Raw genomic sequence first — 23,581 nt, forward strand, 5'->3', positions numbered from 1 at the left:
TTCTGGACGGGAAATCGGGTTTCCGTGCCCTTGCTACGCCACGGATAGTGTGAATCAGTCAGAGATCGGCCTTTATCCCTTCGGCCAACATATCCCAGACTCGTCGGATTCGTGTCGTTTGCCGCATCGCCTGCGGTGCGGCAAGCCAAACCGGCAGCGCAGGGATTTCGACGTTTATGTCCAAAACCTCTACCTCTGGGTCGGCCTCGGCAACTCTCACGGCGCTAAAACCGATACCGCAGCCCGCGCGGACCAGTTCCCAATAGGCAGTCTGAAAGTCGCAGCGTGTGGCAAAGCTGTCCCGGTTCACGGGCCAGCCCATTTCGCGCATGCCGATAATGATCTGCTCGTTCGCATCAAACCCGACAAGGTCATGACTCAACAGATCGTCGGGAGAATTGGGGCGGCCGGCACGATCCAGATAGGACCGGCTTGCGCAAAAGCACAGTCTGATTTCCCCCAGATGTTTCGTGATGATGTCCATCTGTTCCGGCCGAAACATCCGCACTGCGATATCGGCCTCGCGGTAGAGCAGGTTCTCGGTGGCATCGGTGGCGACCAGTTCCAGTTGTATCGCGGGTTCTGCTGCCCGTATTTGGGCCAGAATCGGCGGCAGCAGGTGATGAGAGGCAAAGACCGACGCGGTGATGCGCACCGACCCCTCCAATTCCTGAGACTGGCCTGCGGCCGTCAGGCTGAACGCGTTCATGGCTACGTGCATCTGTTGCGCCATCGGGAAAAGCTGCGCCCCGACTTCGCTTAGCTTCAAGCCCCGCGCATGCCTGTCAAACAGCGAGACGCCAAGCTCATCCTCAAGTGCGTGGATCTGGCGACCCAGGGTGGGCTGGCTGCGGTTCAACTGCCGGGCAGCGGCAGACAAAGATCCGGTTTCCGCTACGGCCAGAAAGCTTTGGATCAGAGACCAGTCAGAGTGGGTGATAGATTTGTCCATTCAAAAATGAATACACGTTCTGCGTTTGGCGGCAATTCCTGAATTGAACTGAATGGCTCATATTAGATGGACAAGAGGAGGCTTATATGACGGGAACAGTCCTTATTCTGGGTGCGACGGGTCGGTTTGGACGCAATGCCGCAATAGCTTTTCGCGAGGCGGGCTGGACCGTACACTGCTTTGATCGCAAGACGCAGGACCTGAAGCGATCTGTCGAAGGGGTGGATGTTGTCGTCAATGCCTGGAATCCGGCCTATCCGGACTGGGCGCGACAAGTCCCCGAACTGCATCGTGACGTGATCAATGCGGCAGCGGATCACGGTGCAACTGTGATCCTTCCCGGCAATGTCTATGTTTTTGGCGCGCAAACGCCGGGGCCATGGTCGGGTGCAACACCGCATGCGGCGCATAATCCCCTGGGCAGGATCCGGGTTGAGATGGAAGAAGCCTATCGAATATCCTCGGTAAGAACGATTCTTCTCAGGGCAGGTGATTTCATTGACACTTGCGCCTCGGGGAACTGGTTCGATCAGGTCATGATCAAGCCTTTGGCACGCGGCAAGATGGTTTATCCCGGTCGCCCGGATATCCCACACGCCTGGGCCTATCTGCCCGACCTGACCCGAGCGGCCGTTGCGTTGGCTGATATCCGCCAGGACCTTCCCCGTTTCTGCGAGGTTCCTTATGCCGGGTTTACCCTGACCGGCCGGGATATTGCGCAATCCTTGTCGCGGGTGACCGGTGCCGAAATAGCTGTCAGCCCCATGAAATGGTGGCCGATTCAGGCACTGCGGCCTTTCTGGAAGTTGGCGCCACATCTGGTTGAGATGCGCTATCTATGGGATCTGCCGCATAGTTTGGACGGCGCATTCTTTGACGACCTTATCCCTGGATTTCAGACGACCGACTTGGACGCGGCGATGGCTTCTGCGATCCCGAAAACAGCCAAGCAAAACGCGACCTTGGTCAGAACTGCCCGGGCCTGACCAGCGTTGGCGATGTCCCAGGTCCACCCAGACAAGCCGGTGCCGGCTGGCCTGTTCGGCGATTGCGCGCAAGTCTGCGCCCGTGTCGGGCCAAAAGATGCCTGCATCCACAACGCGTAGATCTGCCGAGGGCAGAACGTAATCAACCCGCATCTCTCCGACGGCTTTCCACTCAACCGTGGCCAATGCCCCCGAGGGGGTGGCAGGCCTTGCATCCTGCAACCGCGGGTCTGCCAGCAAGCCCTGGATAGCCTCTTTCCGGCCTTCCCCGCGCGTGGGGTCCAGATTTGCATCCCCAGCAATCACGAAAGGCCCGAGTGGGGCAGGGCCCAGAGCACCGTCCAGCACAGCGTTCCACAAGCGAATTTCGTCACGATTGCGCAACCCGTTCCGGTCCTCGGGTCCGTCGAAAACGGGCGGGGTCGCGTGAAATGTCATCAGGTTCAGGTGGCCGATCGGGGACTCGATTGGTACGATCCAATGTGCCACCGAGGACAGTCGCTGAATGCGCTGGGCGGCTTCAGAGGGAAATGGTGTGCCATCGACCGTCGGCAGATCAGCCCCCGGCAGGTCGCGCCACAGTACTCCCGAGAAATCCTGCATGTCGTCATGGCTTATGGGAAACCGGGACAGAATGGCCAGCCCGCCCTGACCGGTGAACTCGCCATAGCCTTGGGAATCTCTTGGTCCATTGGCCTGCCCGTCCCCGTCCAGATCCAGACTGGTTTCTATTCCTGAATTAGGCTTGGCGGTAAAGCGATAGGGATAGTCCAGCCCCTCGTCGCGCAGCGCCTCACCGAATGCGGTCAGCGTTTCGCCATTGAGATCCCAGTCGATGCCCTGCAAGGCAACGATATCGGGTTGGGTTTCCAACAACACCCGCATCACAGCACGAACCTGCGCATCCCCGCGCCGGATATCGCGCAGCAGAATGCCCGGTCCTTTACGGCTGAGTTCGGTGTTGAAGGTGGCTATGCGTATCGTCTCTGCCTGTGCTGCGAATGGCAGCAAAAGCAGCAAAAAAACACGAATCATGCGGTCTGTGTTGTTTCAGTCGTAGAATAGGCGCGGCGTTTTTCGACAATCAGGTTTGCAATGCGCAGTGTCGCCATTCCTCGCATGATCATGCTAGCAGGCAGAAAGGCCCAAGCGCTCAACGTCCAGATCAGCGTCTGGGGGCTGTTCAGCGAGATCGGGCTCACATAATCGGTCAGGATCTTGATCAGAGCCGGGATTACAAACGGCAGCAGGACGCCGATCGAGATGTTCAACCGTCCATCACGCTGCAGACGGGTCACGACATCGCCACCCTTGGTCGGATCGAACAGCGGCAGATTGGTCCAGACGTTGAAGGCTCCGTTTCCGGTGGGCCAACCACGTATTTTCACCGCGTAGTAGAAACTGGCGATTGTGACCATAGCTGCGACATAGGCCACACTGGCAGCGATACGAACAAGTTCGATCAGCGGCGCGCTTGCGTTGACAGGCAGCATCAACACGATCAGACGCACGGGTGAATAGGGGAAATCGACCACATTGGCGACGCCCAACCCGATCACATAAAAACCTGAGGTCAATTCTGTCGGCGAATAGGCGTTTTTGCAGATCAGCGTCAGGAAAGCGACCATCGAAACCAGTCCAACAAAGCGCAAGCGGTTCACCGGTGGTGCGTCGCGAAATTCAATAAAGCTTGGGAAGGCCGAATTATATTCGGCGAAGGTCAGGAAAAACGCGAGAATGGCGAGAAAGACGACAATCTCGGTCCCATTCGTTGATGATACGGGCAAGTACAACGCGGGTGTCAGCACCAAAAGTGCAACCAATATTCCCCGAATTGCCGCCCCTGTTGTGCGCGCAATCACTATCCGAACCCTTTCAAACTGGATTAGCCGATTCTTTGCCGACTTCATTCCAACTTGTGCCTGCCACGTTACCGTTGCAGCAGATGTCATCTCTCACCAATGTTTTGCCTTGGTGGGTGCCTGTACCCGCCGACATTGGCGATAAGCGACATTTCGCTCAAGCCAGGTGGCAGAAAACACTCAATTTTGGGCAAAATGATGGCGCAACTGGTGCGGGATTGCATCATTTTTGACGCAAATCCGACGTGTGTTTCAAGTCGAGACCTATATGTAGTGGTATCGCCGTTCAGAACCCCAAGAAGGCGAATGGGGACGCCGTGGCGTCCCCATAAAGTTGAGTATCAACAGATTCGTTCCCAGAATCACACCCAGGGGCGTGCCTGGCCCGCATGATCCTCGAATTTCTCGATGTGGTGGTCTTTTTCCATCGTCAGGCCAATATCGTCCAAACCGTTCAGCAGGCAGTGCTTACGATGAGAATCCACCTCGAATTCGATCACGACACCATCGGATGTGGTGATCTGCTGATCTTCCAGATGCACGGTCATGCGGGCGTTTTCGCCTCTATGCGCGTCTTCCATCAGAACTGCATGATGTTCTTCCTCGACCACGATGGGCAGGATACCGTTCTTGAAGCAGTTGTTGAAGAAGATGTCGGCAAAGCTGGTCGAGATCACAACCTTGATGCCGAAATCCTTGATCGCCCAGGGCGCGTGTTCGCGCGATGAGCCGCAGCCGAAATTGTCGCCGGCCACCAGAATCTCGGTTTGCCTATAAGCGGGTTTGTTCAGAATGAACTCTTCATTCTCACCGCCGTGATCATGATAACGCATCTCGTCAAACAGTACGACGCCAAGGCCGGATCGTTTGATCGTTTTCAGGTGCACTTTCGGAATGATCATATCGGTGTCGATATTGATCAATGGCATCGGGGCGGCCACCCCGTGGACTTTGTCAAACTTTTCCATGTCTACACTCCTGCGGGGGAGGGCCGCGCCCATGCCCCGCGTTTAAGCTTGTTTCGCTTCAGTTGTTTCGCCTTTGGGTGCGTCTTTGATGAAGAGCGCCATGAAGACCAGCCCCAGACCGTTGAACACCATTTCGATCCCCAACAGGATGCCGAGCAGTTGCAACAGCACGACGGGATCGGTTGCTGCGAACCGCCAGATGAGCATCGCCAGAACAATCGACATCACGCCCGAGATCAGTGTCGCCCAGAAATACTGCGTACCTTTCATCTGGAACGACAAAATGACCCGCGCAATACCGCCTGCCATGAACAGGATCAGACAAACCGTCGCCAGCGTCACGGTGCCCTGCAGCGGGTGATCCAGGAAGGACCAGCCCAGAAACAGCATCACCGCACCCATAATAAGCGACAGGATTTTGTTGCCGGTGCCCTCGACGGTGAACCCACCGACCACCTGCAATGCCCCTGAAATCAGCAGCAGTACGCCGGTCACCACCGTTACGGCAATCGACGCCACTGCAGGCGCGCCCAGCACAAAAAGGCCGAACACTATGGACAGAAGCCCCATCAGGAGCCATTTGATCCAGTCACTCATGTCTTAAATCCCTCAAATATCCAGTTATGAGGGCAGCTTACATCAACTCGCGGACGTCTGTCAGCCGTCCTGTGATTGCCGCTGCGGCAGCCATTGCGGGGCTTAGCAGGTGGGTGCGCCCGCCGCGGCCCTGACGGCCTTCGAAGTTGCGGTTCGAGGTCGCGGCGCAGCGCTCGCCCGGTTGCAACTGGTCGGGGTTCATCGCCAGGCACATGGAACATCCCGCCAAACGCCATTCGAACCCGGCCTCTTTGAAGATCTCGGCCAGACCTTCTTCCTCGGCCTGCGCGCGGACAAGGCCTGAACCAGGCACAACCATCGCCCGCATCCCGTCCTTGATCTTTTTGCCCTTCAGAATCTCGGCAGCGGCGCGCAGGTCCTCGATGCGGCCGTTGGTGCAGGACCCGATAAAGACGGTGTCGATTTCGACGTCGCTGAGCTTCTGACCGGCTTCCAGACCCATATATTCGATGGACCGGCGGGCCGCATCGACTTTGCCACCTTCGAAATCCTCGGGGTGAGGCACGGATGCAGTGATCGGCAGCACATCCTCGGGGCTGGTGCCCCAGGTGACGACCGGCGCGATGTCTTCGCCGCGCAGAGTGATGATCTTGTCGAAATGCGCGTCTTCGTCGGTGAACAGCGTTTTCCACCAGTCCATCGCCGCTTCCCACTGGGCCCCTTTCGGGGCGTGTGGGCGACCTTTGACGTAGTCATAGGTGGTTTCGTCCGGAGCAATGAGACCGGCGCGCGCGCCGCCTTCGATCGCCATGTTGCAGACGGTCATGCGGCCTTCCATCGACAGATTGCGGATCGCTTCGCCGCAATATTCGATGACATAGCCGGTGCCACCAGCAGTGCCGGTCTCGCCGATCACGGCCAGAGTGATATCCTTGGCGGTCACGCCCGGCTGCAGTGTGCCGGTGATTTCCACCTTCATGTTCTTGGATTTCTTCTGGATCAGGGTCTGCGTGGCCAGAACGTGTTCAACCTCGGACGTGCCGATGCCGTGGGCCAGCGCACCAAACGCACCATGGGTGGCGGTGTGGCTGTCGCCGCAAACAACGGTCATGCCGGGCAGGGTCCAGCCCTGTTCCGGGCCAACGATATGTACGATGCCCTGGCGAACGTCATTCACCGGGTAATAGTGAATGCCGAAATCCTTGGCGTTCTTGTCCAGTGCCTCGACCTGAATGCGCGATTCGGGGTTTTCGATGCCGTTCACGCGATCCGGCGTGGTGGGCACGTTGTGATCCGGTACCGCGATGGTCTTTTCCGGTGCGCGTACCGGGCGACCTGCCATACGCAGGCCTTCGAAGGCCTGCGGGCTGGTCACTTCGTGGACCAGATGGCGGTCGATATACAGCAGGCAGGTGCCATCATCGGCTTCGTGCGCGACATGGGCATCCCAGATCTTGTCATAGAGTGTTTTGGGGGACATCGGTCCTCTCCCGTATGTATTGAGATTTAGCTGGCGAGTGGCTGGACGCCGCTTATAGGCGGGCCAGAACCGTGCGGGCGGCCCCAAAGAACCGTTCACGCAGTCGCGTGCGGTCTTGCAACGTAGGTGCTGGGGTCAGATTGAGTCTCATGCGCATCAGATATATCGCGTCAGTCCGTCAATCAAGGCGCAATCCGGCGACGGGCTTGCATCATGCGTCAACGCTGTCCAAGCTGGCAAGCAGGAGACGTGCATGAACCCAGACCTGATACCCAGTTCGCTGTCTGATCTGTATCAGACCATGATCGAGGCCTTTTCCCTGCAATTCGATAGACTGGTCGATCTGGTCATTACACCGGGCTGGCGTCAACATCAGCTGGTCATCATCCTGGGTCTCTGGGCGCTGGCCTATGTGTTGAAGCTGGTTACGCAGGGCCGATGGGAGGCCTGGGCCCGTGCCCGCTCTGGTTGGCCCAAATGGCGGTTGCGCACGCTGATCCAGCTGATGCAGCGTCTGACGCTTGTCTATTTCGTCACGCTGTCCTGGATGCTGTATCTGGTGATGCAGCAGATCACCTGGCCATCGCGCAGCTATATCATCGGGGTGGTGGCAACATTGGCGACCGCCTGGCTGGCGATTGCGCTAGTGGCCCGTCTGGTCCGAAACCGGACGCTGCGGCGAATTTTCAAATGGGCAATGTGGGCTTATGCGACGCTGATTGCGCTGAACTTGACCGATGACGTCGCTGGGTTTCTGGATGGGGTGGCGATCTCGATCGGGGATCTGCACCTCTCGGCGTTGGGTATCCTCAAGGCGCTTTTGCTGATTGGCGTGTTGTTGACGCTGGCCCGTCTTGGCACCGGTGCTGCTGAACGTGGCCTCAAACGCAATGACGATATCTCGCCGTCAATGCAGGTCTTGTTGGCTAAGGGATTACAGGTCGTCATCTATGGCGCCGTCTTCATGGCCGCCATTCGGACGCTGGGCTTTGATTTGACTGGTATTGCGCTGTTGTCGGGGGCCATTGGTGTCGGCATCGGCTTTGGTTTGCAGAAAGTGGTGTCGAATCTGATCTCGGGCATCATCATCCTGATGGATCGGTCGATCAAACCGGGTGATGTGATTTCGCTGGGCGACACGTTCGGCTGGATCAACGCGCTGGGCGCGCGCTATGTCTCGGTGGTCACGCGGGATGGGCGCGAATACCTGATCCCGAACGAGGATTTGATCACCAATCAGGTGGTGAACTGGTCGCATTCGGACCGGTTCGTGCGGCTGGATCTGACATTTGGCACAAGTTACACGGATGACCCCCATAATGTGCGGGCAACGGCCATCCATGCGGTTAAATCTGTCGAGCGTGTGCTCAGTGGCAGCGGACATGACGCGGTCTGCCACATTACGGGGTTCGGCGACAGCAGCGTGGATTACGTGCTGCGATTCTGGATCAGCGATCCGACCAAAGGGCTGACCAATATACGGGGCAATGTCTATCTGGCGCTGTGGGACGCATTCAAGTCTGAAGGCATCTCGATCCCGTTTCCGCAGCGAGAGGTGCGCGTGCTGAATGACGACACCGATGCGCAACAGCTTGCCACCGACTAAGCAATCGTTGCGACCCTTTGGTCTGTGTTCATTGAAATGTTGCAATCTCCTTGCTACCTTATTAGTACCCCGGCGCCGGGATATCATGGCGCGCAGCAAAGGAGGACTATGTCCTGTCTCTACACACTCAGGCGGGTTTGCCCGCCGAAGATGGGGCCAATATGATGGCCCACTCTCAGTCAATCAGCGACAAGCTGCTTGAACGTATCCTTTCCTCACTTTCCGATGACAAGGCCGAAGACGTCGTGCAGATCAACCTGCAGGGCAAGTCGTCCGTCGCGGATCACATGGTTATTGCCTCGGGTCGATCGACCCGTCAGGTCTCGGCCATGGCGGAAAAGCTGACGGATCGCATCAAGCAGGAATTCGGATTCACCTCGAAGGTCGAAGGCAAGGATGCCGGCGACTGGGTGCTGATCGATACGGGCGACGTGGTCGTTCATATCTTCCGCCCCGAAGTGCGTGAATTTTATCAGCTGGAAAAGATGTGGCAGCCTGCGGGCAGCAGCGCCTCGGCGAACTGAGGCGCTATCCCGGCCTGCATTAACGGGCCGGAGGCGAGAGAGATATGCGGATCAGCATAGTTGCGGTCGGGCGATTGCGCGCCGGACCCGAGAAATCCCTGTTTGATGATTACCTGACCCGATTTGATCGGACCGGCCGCGCGTTGGGCCTTGGGCCTGCGCGGGTGATCGAGGTCGAAGACAAGAAAAACGCAGGGATGGGGGCCGAGGCCACATTGCTGCGCAAGGCGCTGCCCAAAGGCACCGTAATCTGCACGCTGGATGAACGGGGGCGGGTGATGTCCTCGCCCGATTTTGCCCAAAACCTGGGCGGTTGGCGCGATGCGGGGCGGCAGGATCTGGCGCTGATCATTGGCGGTGCCGACGGAATAGACCCTGATCTGCGCGCCGAGGCGGATTTCTCCATCTCTTTCGGGTCCATGGTCTGGCCCCACATGCTGGTCCGTGTGATGCTGGCCGAGCAACTTTATCGGGCCGCAACCATCCTGTCGGGCGGTCCCTATCACCGGGTCTGACATGGCGCAGCTATTGATCGTTTACCATTCACGCACCGGCGGCGCCCGGCAGATGGCCGAAGCTGCTGCCGAAGGTGCGCACGATGAGGCCGACACCGTTTTGAAGCCCGCAGAGCGGGCCGGACCCCAAGATCTGCTAGCCGCAGATGGTTATATCTTCTGCGCACCCGAAAACCTGGCGGCGATTTCGGGCGTGATGAAAGAGTTTTACGACCGCTGTTATTATCCGGTTCTTGGTCGCATCGAAGGTCGCCCCTTTGCCCAGATGATCTGTGCCGGGTCCGACGGGCAGAATGCGGCACGACAGACGGCCCGAATTGCAACCGGATGGCGGCTGAAAGAAGTTCAGTCGCCGCTGATCATATGCACCCATGCACAAACGCCCGAGGCGATCCTGGCCGAAAAACGCATCCCCGAAGAGGCGCTGCAGACATGCCGCGACTTGGGGCAGGCGATGGCCGCAGGGCTGGCGTTGGGCGTGTTCTGAGGTCAGTTCAGCGGCACAACAATGGTTTCGTCCGCCCAGCCATCCACGCTGCAACGGGCCTGTATCTGAACCTGCGATGTACCATCCGGAATTGCCACCCCGCCCAGCGAGCGGGTAAAGGGCTGTTCCGTCTCATGCGGGTGATGCAACACACGCATCCCCAGCTCATTCCCATCCATATCCAGCACACGCCAGCCATCGGCATAGTGATCCCATCCGGTGTCCGGATGCCGGATCGTCACGTCGAAACGCCAACTGCCACCGCTGGACGAGGCGTTGACCTGCTCGATCGTTGGCGGATCGGCTAGGGTGGGGCTGGCCAGAAAGGTGCAGAGAATCACATATCGCATGTTTCGATCCTAAACTCTTGGCGGGCCCCACAAAGGTTTTCTTTTTGGCTGCTTAGCGTTTCGCGCGGGTAGATCCGACTCCAAACGGAGGGCTGGGGAATTGTCCACGGCAGCAAACCGACATCCTAGTGCTGCCAGATCGCCAACAGCACGTGGACAACTTCTATGCAACCAGTTGCAATCACTATGGTATCAGAGCATCATATGAAACGTATTTTGCTCGCACAACCAATACCTTCAGTATGGTTCGTTATCGAGCAAGGTCGATCTGTATGTCGGGATCAATTCCTCTATTTGCTCCACAAGTATGTCAAGATCACTCAGTTGCGTTCGGTGATTGGAAATGGCGCAGCGCAGCGCATAGGTCGACCCAACTCTCGTGTCAGAGAGCGCCGCAACCCCATCTTCCTGCAGTCGCAGCATGACTTCTCGGTTGAGGGCTTCGAGATTGGATTCCGTCATGTTGGGCAGGCAAATGCGAAAGCACACGATGTCCAACACAGGATCGGCTAAAAGTTCGATATCCTGTGCCATTCGGATGCGATCCGCCAGATACTCTGCTTGGTTGATGTTCTGGTCGATCAGCCGACCAAATTTTTCGACACCATGCTCCTTCAGGCTCATCCAAACCTTAAGCGCCCGGAACCCGCGCGATGTCTGAATGCCAAAATCATGTAGCCAATCGGCAGCGGCGACGCCACGTGGTTCCTTCTCCAGGTATGACTGGCTAAGTGCGAAAGTATCAACATGTTGCGATTTGTCTTTGACCACACAACAGCCAACCTCAAACGGTGCATGCAGCCATTTATGTGGGTCCAGCGCAACAGAGTCAGCTTTGTCCAGACCGTTTAGCTTAACTCCGTTTTTAGGAGCGATAGCGGCTAGTGCTCCGATGCAACCGTCCACGTGAAGCCAGAGACCTTCGCGCCGGGACACATCTGCGAGTGCGGACAAATCGTCAATTGCGCCGGTGTTGATAGTTCCAGCTGTTGCGATAATGGCGACTGGCTGGATGCCATGCGCGCGGTCTTCGGCAATCTGTGCACGCAAGGCTGTAACGTCCATCGTATAGTCTGATCGGGATGGCAGGCACCGCAGGGAATTTGATCCAAGGCCCAGCACTTCCATTGCAGTCAGATGGCAGCCATGAACCTGATCGGACGCATAAAACGCTAGCCTAGCACCGCCGACCCCATGTTCCCTGATGGTTTGCTGGCCGAGCGCTGTGTTGCGCGCAACCGTGAGGCCTATCAGGTTGGCTACGGAGCCACCACTGGTCAAGGTTCCACTAGCACCAGCCGGGAACCCGACCATGGTCTTGAGCCAGTCCACCACTTGCTGGTCCATAAGGGCTGCGGCGTGATTTCCGCCGCCGAGGTTTGACCCCAGAATGGCAGCTAAAAAGTCGCCGAGAGCGCCGGTGAAATTGCTGGCACCCATATACCACATCCAAAATCTGGGATGGATGTTACCCATTGGATAGGGCAGCAAGTTGGTTTTCATCTCTTCAAAGACTGTATCAAGCGGCATTCCCGATCTCGGTAGCGCTTCTTTGTATGTCGCGCGCACGCTGTCTGGCATGTTTTGCCAAACAGGAGATTCGCGCACATTGGAAAGCCGAAACACAGCTTCATCCACCATGCGGTACGCCGTGGCACGCATGGCCTCCCAGTCTTCCGGGTCGAGTGTTTCTTCCTGATGCAGCATTCTGTCCATTACTCGCCCGCCATTTGCGCACTTGGTGTGGACAGGGAAATCGCGCGTTCCTCGTCGGTCATCTCGGCCTCGATGTCGTCAAACAAAGGCGTCGAAAGATAGCGTTCAGCCGTATCTGGCAACATCGCCAAAATAACGGATCCTTCAGGGGCGGTCTTAGCAACTTGCAGTGCTGCCAGAACCGTGCCGCCACCAGATACCCCCGTCAGAATGCCCTCTTTCTGGGCAAGCTGCAGTGCCATATTGATCGCGCCAGGACCGGCGACAGGCATCAGTTCGTCAAATGATCCGTTGTCCAAAGCTTCTTGCAACACAGCCGGGATAAAGTCAGGTGACCAACCTTGAAACGGGTGCGGTTGCCAAGCTGAATGACCGGCGGCAGGGCTTCCATCAGAATTGCGATCCTGCGCAATCCCACTTCCTACGAGTCCGGCATTTTCAGGTTCGGTCAGGATAATCCGGGTATCGGGTGACTCGCGACGCAGCACGCGCGCGACTCCGGTCAATGTCCCTCCTGTGCCAAATCCCGTTACAAAATGCGTCAGCCGCTTATCCTTGAAATCTGCGATAATTTCAGGACCTGTTGTCATTTCATGAACTTTTGCATTCGCGTCCGTTTCAAATTGACGGGCCAGAAACCAACCGTTGGCCTCGGCCAGCTCTACCGCCTTGTTGTACATTCCCATCGCCTTTTCGGCCCGCGGTGTCAGCACCACTTTCGCCCCCAACACTCGCATGAGGCGCCGCCGTTCGACGGAAAAACTGTCCGCCATTACGATCACCAATGGATAGCCCTTTGCAGCACACACCATCGCCAGACCAATCCCGGTGTTGCCGCTGGTTGCCTCAACAACCGTTTGGCCTGGTTTTAGCGCCCCGCTTTTCTCGGCTTCTTCGATAATGCTAAGCGCTAACCTGTCTTTGACAGATGCTGCGGGGTTGAAAAACTCGGCTTTGACAAAAAGCTCTACGTGATCGGGTGCCAGATTGTTGATCCGGACTACCGGCGTTTGTCCGATTGTTTCGTTGATATTTGCGTAAATCACTTTCCTAGCCCCTCTTTGAATGGATGATGTTCTGCATTAATGTACTGACTTTGCCCCAAAGTTCGCGCACAAGCTTGCAGACGGCTTGTAGAAATGGTGTAGAATTCCGCGACTTCTGATAGATTTCTTTCATGAAATTCTGTTTTGGCAATTTCGAGCTGGACCACGCTGCCGCTGAATTGCGGTATTCGGACGGTCAAGGCGTTCATCTTGAACGGCAAGTTTTCCTGTTGCTGAGCTTATTGGTCCAAAACGGCTCGCGCGTGACGACATTGGACGAAATTGTCACCAAAATCTGGAATGGCGCACCAATTTCAGACGCCGCTATTGCAAGCCGTATCCGATCTGCCCGTGCCGCTTTGGGGGATGACGGGAAAACGCAAAGCATCATCCGCACGATCCGGGGACAGGGCTTTCGGTTCGAATTGCCGGTGACCAAAAAGGTCGGCGCAAACCTCGCAGAGACGCTGATCATCAATGAAGGGGTCGCTCCATCCATTGCCGTGTTGCCGTTTCAGGCCTTTGGAGAAACAGATCAGGCTAGGGTGATCGCTCCGGCCCTTGCACATGAATTGATTGTGTCGTTGTCGCTGACAAAGTGGGTGACGGTCATTGCGCGCGCCTCAAGTTTCCAACTCGGTAGCGTTGCAAACACGCAAAGTGTGCGCGAGCAGTTAGATGTAAGATATGTGCTGTCGGGTAGCGTCGAGATTAACGGACCAAATCTGACCGTGTCTCCGGTGCTTGCTGCTGCGGATTCCGGACAAGTGATCTGGGCTGATCGCTACACTGGCCTGATTGATGACATTTTTTCTATCAAGGCCGATGTCACCAATTCTGTAGTAGCAGCGGTCGAACTCCATGTTCCGCGCCACCAGGCCGCCGAGGCCCGACGGCAGGATATTGAATCCCTCGACGCCTGGAGCTTTTTCCACCTTGGACTAAACCACATTTATCGGTTCACCCAAGAAGACAACGCTTTGTCTGCCAGATATTTCAAAGAAGCTCTTGCCCGTGCGCCCAATTTTGCACGTGCCCATGCCGGGCTTTCTTTCGTTTCTTTCCAGAGGGCGTTTACCGGTTTCGGCGCTGATCGCGGTGTTGCCGCTCAGGATGCCTTATCTGCTGCTGAACGGGCAATGGAACAGGCCCCCGATGACCCGTTTTCCAATTTTGTGCTTGGGCGTAGCTATTGGATTCAGCAAGATTTGGACACCGCGGTGCATTACTTGCAACAGGCTGTTTCGCTAAATCCAAATTATGCCCAGGGTCACTACTCGCTCGGTCTAGTGCAAGCGTTGAACGGCGTCAGTGATAACATTGACCAACGTGCAGATCTGGCGACGCGTCTCAGCCCGCTAGACCCGTTGCTCTATGGAATGCACGGCATGAAAGCATGGGCACGGATCAACAGTTGCCAATGGGAAGAGGCCGCGCATTGGGGGGATCTGTCTGCACGCACACCCGGCGCGCATTTCCTCATCGATATGTTAGCGGCTATGGCCCATCAGGCGAATGGAAACATAGAAGACGGCCGTAGATTTGCTGATTGCGCCCGCAAGCGTCGCCCGGACGCGTCACTAGATCATTTTTTCGCGGCCTTCCCCCTTCCTAAGGGTGAGGCAAGAAACACAACACGTGCAGCGCTCACAGCGTTAGGATTCTAGGATTACGTCAGAAATCAGCGCCGTGATTGGTTTTGGTGGGCGACCAAAAAGTAATGAGCGCCGTTACCAACGATAAGTAATCATTGGATTGAGGCGCAGCAATCGGCATTTTGGGCTCAAATCGGCAATTCATTGTGCGTTGATCAAAAAGTTCGTTTCGACCCACACGAAAACCAGCTCGTAACAAGGAAGAACTAAAGGCGGCGCAGTAACGCCACAGCCATGGCATTAGATCACGACGGCGTATTGTCTGCCTGTGCCAGTAGGATCGCGCGGGATTGCGAGGCGAATTCGCGTCGGTAAAGCAGGCCTGCAGTGATAACTGTGCCGACGATCAACGCGAGTGGCCCCAGAAACCATGCAAGCAAGGCCAGTGCGAAATAGGTAGAGCGCAGCCCGCGGTTAAAGCTGCGGGCGGCGGTGACGCAGATTTCGGCCGATTGCGTGGCGCGGGGATAGGCGATGGGATCTTCGGGCTCATTCGGGACCGCGGCCATCAGTACCGCGCAATAGCCGAACAGACGATGCGCCCAGACATATTTCAGAAAGGCATTGGCCAGCAGCAGGACGACGGCGAGTATCTTGATCTCCCACACCAGGGCTGGAAAGCTGCCGATGGCCAGATCACTGGCGACACCGGCCAGACGCTCGGTATTGCCCAGCAGGGCCAGGCCACCACCGATGGCAATCATCGTGGTCGAGGCAAAGAAGGTACTGCCTTGCCGCATCGTGGCCACGACCTGCGCGTCAAACATCCTTGGCTGGCGTGTGACCATCTCGCGCATCCAGTCGCGGCGATACTCATCCATCATCAAGGCCACTGACCGCTTCTTTGGCGACGGGTTTTCGATCATCCACCCAAGGCACAGCCAGGCCCCCATCATCAGCGTTATGGCGGCAAAATCCAAAGGGGCAAACAGAGCGGCGCGGTCAATCCAGGTCATGGCCGTGACAGTACTTCCGGAAGTCGGAACTTGCCATACTGACAAATTGGTAATATTATTTTACCAAACTAAGGAGCCTGCCATGGAAATGCCAAAGCCAAGCCCTGATGTCCTGCGTCGCAAAGATGCGGTGGTGGCGCGCCTGTCGGGGGTTCTGCCGGACGACGCGATCATTCATGACCCGGCCGAGACACGCGCCTATGAATGTGATGCTTTGACCGCCTATAGATGCCCGCCGATGCTGGCGGTTTTGCCTTCGACCACGCAGCAGGTCTCGGATATCTTGCGCATTTGCCATGACGAAGGCGTGCCGGTGGTACCGCGTGGTGCGGGTACGTCGCTGGCCGGGGGCGCGCTGCCAACAGCTGATTGCGTCATACTGGGCGTGGCCCGGATGAACGACGTGCTAGAGGTTGATTATGACAACCGATTCATCAAGGTCCAGACTGGGCGCACCAACCTGAGTGTCACCGGCGCGGTCGAGGAAGAGGATTTCTTTTATGCCCCCGATCCGTCGTCGCAACTGGCTTGCGCGATTGCGGGCAATATCGCGATGAATTCCGGCGGGGCGCATTGCCTGAAATACGGGGTGACCACGAACAACCTGCTGGGTGTGACCCTGGTGATGATGGATGGCTGCGTAGTCGAAATCGGTGGCGCTCATCTGGACGCGCCGGGTCTTGACCTGCTGGGGGTGATCTGCGGGTCCGAAGGGCAACTGGGCGTCGTCACCGAAGCGACCCTGCGCATCCTGCGCAAGCCAGAAGGCGCACGGCCCGTCCTTATGGGGTTTGATGACAATGAAATCGCAGGCCAATGCGTTTCGGACATCATCAAGTCCGGTATCTTGCCTGTTGCGATTGAGTTCATGGATCGCCTGTGCATACAGGCCTGCGAAAACTTTGCACATGCCGGGTATCCGGAATGCGAAGCATTGTTGATTGTCGAGGTAGAAGGCTCGGAGGCCGAGATCGACAGCCAGCTGGCCAAGATTGTCGAGATTGCAAAACGCCACAATCCGGTCGAGCTGCGCGAGAGCCAGTCGGCGGATGAAAGCGCGCGGATCTGGTTGGGCCGCAAATCGGCCTTTGGCGCCATGGGGCAGATGAACGACTATATGTGCTTGGATGGGACCATCCCGGTATCGGCCCTGCCCGCCGTATTGCGCCGGATTGGTGAGCTGAGCGATGAGTTCGGCCTGCCGGTTGGAAATGTATTCCATGCCGGCGACGGGAACATGCACCCTTTGATCCTGTTTGATGCCAACAAACCCGGCGACCTCGAAAAATGTGAGGCGTTCGGGGCGGAAATCCTGAAACTTTGTGTGGATGAGGGCGGTTGCCTGACCGGTGAGCATGGGGTGGGAATTGAAAAGCGCGATCTGATGCATCATCAATATGCCCCTGCCGATCTTGAGGCGCAGATGGCGGTTAAGGATGTGTTCGATCCAGGATGGTTGCTGAACCCCGCCAAAGTGTTCCCGCTGGATGCCTCCGAATCCCGTCGCGACCCGCAAATGGCTGCAAATAGGCTCTAACAAAGAGAAATATGATGAAACCCACGTCAGAAACTGAACTGGCCCAGATGGTGGCCGGGTTGACAGGCGCCGTGCGTATCGCCGGCGGCGGCACCCGTGGTATCGCGGGGCCTGACGAAGTGATTGAGACCAGCAGGCTGACAGGCATCACACTGTATGAACCCGGTGCCCTGACGCTGGTTGCGCAGGCCGGGACACCGTTGGCCGAGGTTGAGGCCGCATTGGACGCCGAGGGCCAGCAACTGGCCTTTGAGCCGATGGACCATCGCAGCCTGTTGGGCACCCAAGGCGAGCCGACCATCGGCGGTGTGGTTGCCGCCAACATCTCGGGGCCGCGCCGCATTCAGGCAGGCGCATGTCGCGATTTCTTGCTGGGGGTGCGATATGTCGATGGCACCGGGCAGGTGATCAAAAATGGCGGGCGGGTGATGAAGAATGTCACTGGCTATGATCTGGTCAAGCTGATCTGTGGGTCCTGGGGAACCTTGGGCGTGCTGACCGAAGTATCGCTGAAAGTCCTGCCCAAACCGGATCACACAGCAACCCTGTCAGTGACCGTATCTGATGCAGATGTAGCGATAAAAACGCTGTCCGCCGCGCTTAGATCTCCGTTCGAGGTCACTGGCGCAGCTTATGACCCAGAAAGCGAAAAAGCCTTGATTAGAGTCGAAGGTTTTGCCGATTCCGTCGCTTACAGAACCGAGAGGCTGACATCCGAACTGTCTGAGTTCGGCCAGATCGCAAATGCCGATGAACCGGCAACGCTGTGGACGGCGATCCGCGATGTTCACGCGTTCCGGGGCAAGACTGGCGACGTGTGGCGTCTGTCTGTCACGCCCGGTGACGCCCCGATGATCGCGGCGCGGGCCGAGGCTGAACAGGTGCTCTACGACTGGGGCGGCGGTCTGATCTGGCTGCGCCTTCCTGCGGGAACCGATTTGCGGGCGCGTCTTGGCACCTTCTCGGGTCATGCAACCCTTGTGCGTGGGGATGTGGAAACGGTCGAGCGGCTGGGGCGGTTCCAGCCTGAGAATGCAGCAATACATGCTCTAACAAAAGGCATTCGGGCGAAATTCGACCCCCGAGGGCTGTTTAACGCGGGGCTGATGGGGTAGGGCAATGCAGACAGATTTTACCGAAAAACAGATGCAGGATCCGGCGATCCAACGCTCGAACCAGATTCTGCGCAGCTGTGTTCATTGCGGCTTTTGTACTGCCACCTGCCCGACTTATCAGGTGCTGGGGGATGAGCTCGACAGCCCGCGCGGACGGATCTACCTGATCAAGGACATGCTTGAGAATGAGCGTGTCCCGGATGAGAAAACCGTCAAACATATCGACCGCTGCCTGTCCTGTTTGGCCTGCATGACCACCTGTCCGTCGGGCGTTCACTATATGCACCTGGTCGATCACGCGCGCGAGTATATCGAGCAAAACTACAAACGCCCACTGACCGATCGCCTTCTGCGTTGGGTTCTGGCGCAGATTCTGCCCTATCCGACGCGGTTTCGCTGGGCCCTGATCGGGGCCAAGCTGGGCCGTCCCTTTCGGTTTCTGATGCCGGATGCGCGGCTGCGGGCGATGCTGGAGATGGCACCAAAACATATCCCTCCGGTCAGCCGCAACGATGACCCGCAACGCTTTGCCCCTAAAGGAGCGCCGAAAAAGCGCGTGGCACTGATGACAGGCTGCGCCCAAAAGGCGCTGAACACGGATATCAACGATGCCACGATTCGCCTGCTGACCCGGCTGGGCTGCGAAGTCGTTGTGGCCAAAGGCGCGGGATGCTGTGGTGCGCTGACCCATCACATGGGCAAGGTGGCTGACAGCCACAAAGCGGCGGCGGCCAATATACAGGCCTGGACCAATGAGATCGATGGCCAGGGGCTGGATGCCGTCGTCATCAACACCTCGGGTTGTGGTACGACCGTCAAGGATTACGGGCACATGTTCCGAAACGAGGATTTGGCGGCAGATGCCGCGCGGGTTTCGGAGATTGCCATGGATATCAGCGAATTGCTGGTGCAGCTGGACCTGCCCGGAGGCCAGCACAAGGGCATGACCGTCGCCTATCATGCCGCTTGTTCTTTGCAGCATGGGCAAAAGATCAAAAACCATCCCAAAGACCTGCTGAAGAACGCGGGTTTCACCGTGTTAGAGCCTTCAGACAGCCATCTGTGCTGTGGCAGCGCCGGGACCTATAACCTGATGCAGCCCGAAATCTCGGGTCAGTTAAAGCAACGCAAGGTTCGGACGCTTGAGGCTAAGAACCCCGATGTTATCGCTGCAGGCAATATTGGTTGCATGATGCAGATCGGTTCGGCCACGCAGATACCTATTTTGCATACGGTCGAGCTGTTGGATTGGTCCACCGGCGGGCCATTGCCGCGTGCGATGCAGCAGGGTCATGAGGTGGGAACGGCCGTGCCGATCCTGCGTTAGCTACCTGATGCAGGGCTGCATCAGGTAGAACGGGAAACGTGCTATACTGTCGATGCCCTATTTTCGCCGTACCTGACAGCTATGAACATATGCCGAAAGCAACGCCGGAGAACCGCTTGAGAAACTGGATCAAGGCTTTGGCGCTGGCACTCATACCGATGGCTGCAACGGCGCAGGATAGCGGGCTGAAGAGTCTGGACACCACCGATGCCGGGCGGGCCTGGATGGCTGTCGGGCGCTTGAATATTGACGGCGAAGCATTTTGCACCGCGACGCTGATTGCGCAGAACCAGGTGCTGACGGCAGCGCATTGTCTTTATGATAAGGCCACAGGCCAACGTATTGACCTGTCTAAGGTCGAATTTCTTGCCGCCTGGCGTCTGGGTCGGGCATCAGCCTATCGTGCGGCGCGCAGGGCGGTGATTCACCCCGATTACTTTTACGACGACGAAACCCCGACCAACCGGATCGGTAGCGATATTGCGCTGATCGAGCTATGGCAGCCAATCCGCAGTACCTCGGTCATTCCATTTGATACCGGCGATCGGCCCGTTCGCGGACAGGAAGTTGGGGTTGTGTCCTATGCGAAGGACCGCGCCGAGGCGCCATCACTGCAAGAGGTCTGCTCGGTCGTGACCGGCGTTTCCGAGGTTCTTGTCCTGTCCTGTGATGTCGAGTTTGGATCCTCCGGCGCCCCGGTATTTGCGTTCGAGGGCGAAAGACCACGGATCGTCTCGGTCGTGGCGGCCAAGGCGGAATTCAATGGCGAGCCTGTGGCCATAGGTACCGCAGTCGAGGTTTCGCTGCCTTTGCTGCGGAGTGAACTGTCCGCCGGGCGCGGATTCAGCGGCTCGGAAACCGGCGACTCGGCAAGCCGTCATATTGGCGCCAGGTTCGTCCGGCCATGATGCGATTTTGGGCAAGTCTGTTTTTATGCCTGTCTATGATGACAACGATGTCCCAGGCGCAAAGTGCAAAACGCAAACTCACCGACCGCGATGACCTATATGGCTGGGAGGCCGTCGGCCGCCTGGATATCGGCTCCGAGGGGTTTTGTACGGGTACGTTGATCGCACAGGATCTGGTACTGACCGCGGCCCATTGCGCCTTGGACAAAAGAACCGGTCAACCCTATGGGCCGGGGCAGGTAACCTTTCGGGCAGGGCTAAGCGACGGAACTGCGTTGGCAGATCGCAAGGTGGTGCAGATCGCGGCACATCCGGATTACACACGTTTCGCTCAACTGTCGCCCGATGCCGTGCGCGTTGATGTCGCGTTGATGCGGCTGGATCAACCGATCCCCTATTCCGTGGCCGATCCCTTTGCGTTGCATAACGGGCGCGTAGCGGGAGATGAGGTCAGTCTTGCATCGTATGGTCGGGGCCGATCGAATGCGATTACGCGGGAACGGTCCTGCAAAATCCTGCAGCGCTATCAGGGCCTGATCACATTCAACTGCGACATTACCTTTGGGTCCTCGGGTTCGGCCCTGTTGGCGCGAAACGGTCCGCGCTGGCAAATACTTTCAGTAGTCTCTGCAGTTGGTACGGATGGTCGGCAGAAAGTGGGATTCGGCATGGAATTGCAGGAAATTGTGGCCGATCTGAAGGCGACTCTGCGCCGGGATGCCCCTAAACCAAAGGCGACAATAAAGCGATTGCAGGTGGGATCAGGCAAGTCGGACACCGGTGCGAAATTCATCAGCTCGGGAGGGGGTTGAACTCGACCAGAACGTTTCCCATGTCAAATGTATCGGGCCGCCGCAAACGGGGCCTGAGACAATCGAACGCCCGTCCGATCGGAGGGCATTACGTTCATCGCTCAAACATGAGGATACGACATATGCGTACATTTGACTTTGCACCGCTGCACCGCGCCACCGTAGGTTTTGACCAGATCGCTGACATGATGGATCGCGTTCTGACCAATGATGTGGCTCAACCCAGCTATCCGCCCTACAACATCGAAAAAACCGATGTCGACACCTATCGTATCTCGGTTGCAGTTGCCGGTTTTTCCGAGGCCGATCTTTCGGTCGAAGTGAAAGAGAATTCGTTGGTCGTCGCCGGTAAGAAAACTGCAGAAGACAAAGATCGCAGCTATCTGCACCGCGGCATCGCCACCCGCGCGTTCGAGCGCCGTTTTGCCCTTGCCGACCACGTTCGTGTCACCGGTGCCAGCCATGAGAACGGCATGCTGAATATCGATCTCAAGCGCGAAGTGCCCGAAGCGCTGAAAGCCCGCCGGATCGAGATTTCGTCCAGCAAGGCCATCGAAAAGGATGTGGTTGACGCCAAAGCCGTAAACTGAGGCAGTCAGTCACCACGCCGCGGTAATCGTTCCTCTCTGGATTACCGCACCATGCGCCCCGCGTTCCTCCAGACGCGGGGCGTTGCCTTTACGGCCAGCTGTACAGCGAAGGTTTGGGCGGATCAGACCGACAGGCAGATGTATTTCATCTCCAGATAGTCTTCCATGCCATGATGGCTGCCTTCGCGGCCCAAGCCGGATTGTTTGACGCCGCCGAACGGGCCCAACTCGGTTGAGATGATGCCGGTGTTCACACCAACGATCCCGTATTCCAGCGCTTCGGCCACTTTGTAAACGCGGCTGAGATCTTTGGCATAGAAATACGAGGCCAGACCAAAGATCGTGTCATTGGCCATGGCGATCACGTCGTCTTCATCCTCGAACTTGAACAGCGGTGCCAGCGGGCCAAAGGTTTCGTCCTGCGCCACCAGCATGTCCTGCGTCACACCGGTGACAATGGTCGGCTCAAAGAAGGTGCCGCCCAGATCGTGCGGCAGGCCACCGGTCAGGATTTGGCCGCCTTTGTCGGTTACGTCCTTGATGTGTTCTTGCACCTTGGCAACGGCGTCATCATTGATCAACGGTCCGGTGGTGATGCCTTCGTTCAGGCCGTCGCCGACGTTCAGAGCCTCGACCGCGGCCTTCAACTTGGCAGCAAACGCGTCATAGACACCGGCCTGCACATAGATGCGGTTGGCGCAGACACAGGTTTGGCCGTTATTGCGGAACTTGCACATCATCGCGCCTTCGACGGCGGCATCCAGATCGGCATCGTCAAACACGATGAACGGCGCATTGCCGCCCAGTTCCATCGAGCATTTCATCACCTGTTCCGCCGCCTGCCGCAGCAGGATGCGCCCGACTTCGGTTGAGCCGGTAAAGGTCAGCTTGCGCACGCCGGGATTTTCGCAGAATTCCTGGCCGATTTCGCTGGCGCGCGACGAGGGCACCACGTTGAACACACCGGCGGGGATGCCTGCCTGCTGGGCCAATGCGCCCAGAACCAGCGCCGACAAGGGTGTCTCGGCGGCAGGCCGGGCGACAAAGGCGCATCCGGCTGCAAGCGCCGGTCCGGCCTTTCGCGTGATCATCGCATTGGGGAAGTTCCAGGGCGTGATCGAGGCCGCAACGCCGATGGGCTGCTTCAGCACCATGATGCGCTTGTCGCGCTGATGGCCCGGAATAATCTCGCCATAGATGCGCTTGGCCTCTTCGCCGAAAAACTCGATGAACGAGGCGCCATAACCGATCTCACCCACGGCTTCGGCCAGCGGCTTGCCCTGTTCGGCGGTCAGGATCTTGCCCAGATCCTCGGCGTTTTCCATCATCAGATCGTACCAGCGGCGCAGGATCACCGCGCGTTCCTTGCCGGTTAGCTTGGCCCATTCCTTTTGCGCGGCCTCGGCCTGAGCGATGGCACCTGCAACCTGTGCACGGCTCAGATCGGCGACCTCGGCGATCACATCGCCCCGCGCTGGGTTGGTGACGGAAAACGTCCCATTGTCACCATCGACCCACTGGCCGCCGATATAGGCCTTGGTCACCAGCAGATCGGGGTTTTTCAGAATGGATTTCAGGTCGGTCGTAGTATCCAGCATGGGTCGGACTCCGGCAGAAAAGGGTTTGCGCGC

General features: G+C 57.6%; 23 protein-coding genes. 11 read left to right on the forward strand and 12 right to left on the reverse strand.

The genetic code is table 11. The features are described 5' to 3' along the window. Positions 1-58 precede the first annotated feature (58 nt). From AC2FIC_RS17355 to AC2FIC_RS17385, 7 genes are all read right to left on the reverse strand, one after another. Positions 59-952: a LysR family transcriptional regulator gene (locus AC2FIC_RS17355; RefSeq protein WP_142638394.1), complete on the reverse strand. Its 894-nt coding sequence runs from the start codon at positions 950-952 to the stop codon at positions 59-61. A gap of 836 nt (positions 953-1,788) precedes the next feature. Continuing rightward, positions 1,789-2,973 (reverse strand): endonuclease/exonuclease/phosphatase family protein, encoded by a 1,185-nt coding sequence (locus AC2FIC_RS17360; protein WP_496692681.1) that lies wholly within the window; start codon positions 2,971-2,973, stop codon positions 1,789-1,791. Next, a complete protein-coding gene (locus tag AC2FIC_RS17365; RefSeq protein ID WP_496692682.1) occupies positions 2,970-3,800 on the reverse strand; it encodes a hypothetical protein in 831 nt (276 codons plus the stop codon). Before AC2FIC_RS17365 ends, AC2FIC_RS17360 begins: the two co-directional genes overlap by 4 nt. Before the next feature lie 362 nt (positions 3,801-4,162). After that, positions 4,163-4,768 carry a 3-isopropylmalate dehydratase small subunit gene (gene leuD, locus AC2FIC_RS17370; RefSeq protein ID WP_142638386.1) on the reverse strand — a complete coding sequence of 202 codons (606 nt, stop codon included), beginning with the start codon at positions 4,766-4,768 and terminating at the stop codon, positions 4,163-4,165. 42 nt (positions 4,769-4,810) lie between these two features. After that, on the reverse strand, positions 4,811-5,365 hold the full coding sequence (locus AC2FIC_RS17375) for an HdeD family acid-resistance protein (RefSeq protein ID WP_271950915.1): 555 nt from the start codon (positions 5,363-5,365) through the stop codon (positions 4,811-4,813). Positions 5,366-5,402: 37 nt separating this feature from the next. Next, a complete protein-coding gene (leuC, locus tag AC2FIC_RS17380) occupies positions 5,403-6,806 on the reverse strand; it encodes a 3-isopropylmalate dehydratase large subunit (protein ID WP_496692683.1) in 1,404 nt (467 codons plus the stop codon). A 52-nt stretch (positions 6,807-6,858) separates the two neighbouring features. After that, positions 6,859-6,957, reverse strand: a complete 99-nt coding sequence (locus tag AC2FIC_RS17385) for an isopropylmalate isomerase (protein WP_271950909.1) — start codon at positions 6,955-6,957, stop codon at positions 6,859-6,861. A gap of 102 nt (positions 6,958-7,059) precedes the next feature. Here AC2FIC_RS17385 and AC2FIC_RS17390 point away from each other — a divergent pair, with 102 nt between their 5' ends. The 4 genes from AC2FIC_RS17390 to AC2FIC_RS17405 all read left to right on the forward strand — a co-directional run bounded on the left by AC2FIC_RS17390 (position 7,060) and on the right by AC2FIC_RS17405 (position 9,938). Continuing rightward, positions 7,060-8,412, forward strand: coding sequence for a mechanosensitive ion channel family protein (locus AC2FIC_RS17390; RefSeq protein ID WP_496692684.1), 1,353 nt, complete (start codon positions 7,060-7,062; stop codon positions 8,410-8,412). Between the two features lie 161 nt (positions 8,413-8,573). Beyond that, entirely contained in the window at positions 8,574-8,936 is a 363-nt protein-coding gene (rsfS, locus tag AC2FIC_RS17395) for a ribosome silencing factor (RefSeq protein WP_496692685.1), read from the forward strand. 44 nt (positions 8,937-8,980) lie between these two features. Beyond that, positions 8,981-9,451: a 23S rRNA (pseudouridine(1915)-N(3))-methyltransferase RlmH gene (rlmH, locus tag AC2FIC_RS17400; protein ID WP_496692686.1), complete on the forward strand. Its 471-nt coding sequence runs from the start codon at positions 8,981-8,983 to the stop codon at positions 9,449-9,451. Position 9,452: 1 nt separating this feature from the next. Further along, on the forward strand, positions 9,453-9,938 hold the full coding sequence (locus tag AC2FIC_RS17405) for a flavodoxin family protein (RefSeq protein ID WP_496692687.1): 486 nt from the start codon (positions 9,453-9,455) through the stop codon (positions 9,936-9,938). A 2-nt stretch (positions 9,939-9,940) separates the two neighbouring features. On the opposite strand, the gene AC2FIC_RS17410 is transcribed toward AC2FIC_RS17405, so the two are convergent. The 3 genes from AC2FIC_RS17410 to AC2FIC_RS17420 all read right to left on the reverse strand — a co-directional run bounded on the left by AC2FIC_RS17410 (position 9,941) and on the right by AC2FIC_RS17420 (position 13,050). Beyond that, on the reverse strand, positions 9,941-10,288 hold the full coding sequence (locus AC2FIC_RS17410; RefSeq protein WP_142638371.1) for a hypothetical protein: 348 nt from the start codon (positions 10,286-10,288) through the stop codon (positions 9,941-9,943). Between the two features lie 237 nt (positions 10,289-10,525). Continuing rightward, entirely contained in the window at positions 10,526-12,004 is a 1,479-nt protein-coding gene (locus AC2FIC_RS17415; RefSeq protein WP_496692688.1) for a pyridoxal phosphate-dependent decarboxylase family protein, read from the reverse strand. Further along, positions 12,004-13,050 (reverse strand): PLP-dependent cysteine synthase family protein, encoded by a 1,047-nt coding sequence (locus AC2FIC_RS17420; protein WP_496692689.1) that lies wholly within the window; start codon positions 13,048-13,050, stop codon positions 12,004-12,006. The genes AC2FIC_RS17415 and AC2FIC_RS17420 overlap by 1 nt, the downstream gene beginning before the upstream one ends. 131 nt (positions 13,051-13,181) lie before the next feature. Between AC2FIC_RS17420 and AC2FIC_RS17425 the strand changes: the two genes are divergently transcribed. Further along, positions 13,182-14,717 (forward strand): winged helix-turn-helix domain-containing protein, encoded by a 1,536-nt coding sequence (locus AC2FIC_RS17425; protein ID WP_496692690.1) that lies wholly within the window; start codon positions 13,182-13,184, stop codon positions 14,715-14,717. Positions 14,718-14,950: 233 nt separating this feature from the next. Here the strand turns inward: AC2FIC_RS17425 and AC2FIC_RS17430 are convergent, their stop codons facing one another. Beyond that, complete coding sequence (locus AC2FIC_RS17430) at positions 14,951-15,661, reverse strand: DUF599 domain-containing protein (protein WP_496692691.1); 711 nt, start codon at positions 15,659-15,661, stop codon at positions 14,951-14,953. Between the two features lie 82 nt (positions 15,662-15,743). Here AC2FIC_RS17430 and AC2FIC_RS17435 point away from each other — a divergent pair, with 82 nt between their 5' ends. From AC2FIC_RS17435 to AC2FIC_RS17460, 6 genes are all read left to right on the forward strand, one after another. Continuing rightward, entirely contained in the window at positions 15,744-17,198 is a 1,455-nt protein-coding gene (locus tag AC2FIC_RS17435; protein WP_496692692.1) for an FAD-linked oxidase C-terminal domain-containing protein, read from the forward strand. Positions 17,199-17,212: 14 nt separating this feature from the next. Further along, positions 17,213-18,313: an FAD-binding protein gene (locus AC2FIC_RS17440; protein WP_496692693.1), complete on the forward strand. Its 1,101-nt coding sequence runs from the start codon at positions 17,213-17,215 to the stop codon at positions 18,311-18,313. Positions 18,314-18,317: 4 nt separating this feature from the next. Next, a complete protein-coding gene (gene glcF / locus AC2FIC_RS17445; protein WP_496692694.1) occupies positions 18,318-19,640 on the forward strand; it encodes a glycolate oxidase subunit GlcF in 1,323 nt (440 codons plus the stop codon). Between the two features lie 116 nt (positions 19,641-19,756). Next, positions 19,757-20,548, forward strand: a complete 792-nt coding sequence (locus tag AC2FIC_RS17450; RefSeq protein ID WP_281973552.1) for a trypsin-like serine peptidase — start codon at positions 19,757-19,759, stop codon at positions 20,546-20,548. Between the two features lie 38 nt (positions 20,549-20,586). Next, a complete protein-coding gene (locus tag AC2FIC_RS17455; RefSeq protein WP_496692695.1) occupies positions 20,587-21,360 on the forward strand; it encodes a trypsin-like serine peptidase in 774 nt (257 codons plus the stop codon). A 122-nt stretch (positions 21,361-21,482) separates the two neighbouring features. Beyond that, a complete protein-coding gene (locus tag AC2FIC_RS17460; RefSeq protein ID WP_142638359.1) occupies positions 21,483-21,950 on the forward strand; it encodes an Hsp20 family protein in 468 nt (155 codons plus the stop codon). A 122-nt stretch (positions 21,951-22,072) separates the two neighbouring features. Here AC2FIC_RS17460 and AC2FIC_RS17465 read toward each other — a convergent pair whose 3' ends face one another. Further along, on the reverse strand, positions 22,073-23,548 hold the full coding sequence (locus AC2FIC_RS17465; RefSeq protein ID WP_496692696.1) for an NAD-dependent succinate-semialdehyde dehydrogenase: 1,476 nt from the start codon (positions 23,546-23,548) through the stop codon (positions 22,073-22,075). Between the last annotated feature and the right edge of the window lie 33 nt (positions 23,549-23,581).

This window comes from Ruegeria sp. CDSC079, assembly GCF_059610505.1.

Bases quoted from the DNA above. Each gene is read 5' to 3' on its own strand.
- AC2FIC_RS17355 (WP_142638394.1), bottom strand. From the start codon at position 952: ATGGACAAATCTATCACCCACTCTGACTGGTCTCTGATCCAAAGCTTT.
- AC2FIC_RS17360 (WP_496692681.1), bottom strand. From the start codon at position 2,973: ATGATTCGTGTTTTTTTGCTGCTTTTGCTGCCATTCGCAGCACAGGCA.
- leuD (WP_142638386.1), bottom strand. From the start codon at position 4,768: ATGGAAAAGTTTGACAAAGTCCACGGGGTGGCCGCCCCGATGCCATTG.
- AC2FIC_RS17375 (WP_271950915.1), bottom strand. From the start codon at position 5,365: ATGAGTGACTGGATCAAATGGCTCCTGATGGGGCTTCTGTCCATAGTG.
- leuC (WP_496692683.1), bottom strand. From the start codon at position 6,806: ATGTCCCCCAAAACACTCTATGACAAGATCTGGGATGCCCATGTCGCG.
- AC2FIC_RS17385 (WP_271950909.1), bottom strand. From the start codon at position 6,957: ATGAGACTCAATCTGACCCCAGCACCTACGTTGCAAGACCGCACGCGA.
- AC2FIC_RS17390 (WP_496692684.1), top strand. From the start codon at position 7,060: ATGAACCCAGACCTGATACCCAGTTCGCTGTCTGATCTGTATCAGACC.
- rsfS (WP_496692685.1), top strand. From the start codon at position 8,574: ATGATGGCCCACTCTCAGTCAATCAGCGACAAGCTGCTTGAACGTATC.
- rlmH (WP_496692686.1), top strand. From the start codon at position 8,981: ATGCGGATCAGCATAGTTGCGGTCGGGCGATTGCGCGCCGGACCCGAG.
- AC2FIC_RS17405 (WP_496692687.1), top strand. From the start codon at position 9,453: ATGGCGCAGCTATTGATCGTTTACCATTCACGCACCGGCGGCGCCCGG.
- AC2FIC_RS17410 (WP_142638371.1), bottom strand. From the start codon at position 10,288: ATGCGATATGTGATTCTCTGCACCTTTCTGGCCAGCCCCACCCTAGCC.
- AC2FIC_RS17415 (WP_496692688.1), bottom strand. From the start codon at position 12,004: ATGGACAGAATGCTGCATCAGGAAGAAACACTCGACCCGGAAGACTGG.
- AC2FIC_RS17425 (WP_496692690.1), top strand. From the start codon at position 13,182: ATGAAATTCTGTTTTGGCAATTTCGAGCTGGACCACGCTGCCGCTGAA.
- AC2FIC_RS17430 (WP_496692691.1), bottom strand. From the start codon at position 15,661: ATGACCTGGATTGACCGCGCCGCTCTGTTTGCCCCTTTGGATTTTGCC.
- AC2FIC_RS17435 (WP_496692692.1), top strand. From the start codon at position 15,744: ATGGAAATGCCAAAGCCAAGCCCTGATGTCCTGCGTCGCAAAGATGCG.
- AC2FIC_RS17440 (WP_496692693.1), top strand. From the start codon at position 17,213: ATGAAACCCACGTCAGAAACTGAACTGGCCCAGATGGTGGCCGGGTTG.
- glcF (WP_496692694.1), top strand. From the start codon at position 18,318: ATGCAGACAGATTTTACCGAAAAACAGATGCAGGATCCGGCGATCCAA.
- AC2FIC_RS17455 (WP_496692695.1), top strand. From the start codon at position 20,587: ATGACAACGATGTCCCAGGCGCAAAGTGCAAAACGCAAACTCACCGAC.
- AC2FIC_RS17460 (WP_142638359.1), top strand. From the start codon at position 21,483: ATGCGTACATTTGACTTTGCACCGCTGCACCGCGCCACCGTAGGTTTT.
- AC2FIC_RS17465 (WP_496692696.1), bottom strand. From the start codon at position 23,548: ATGCTGGATACTACGACCGACCTGAAATCCATTCTGAAAAACCCCGAT.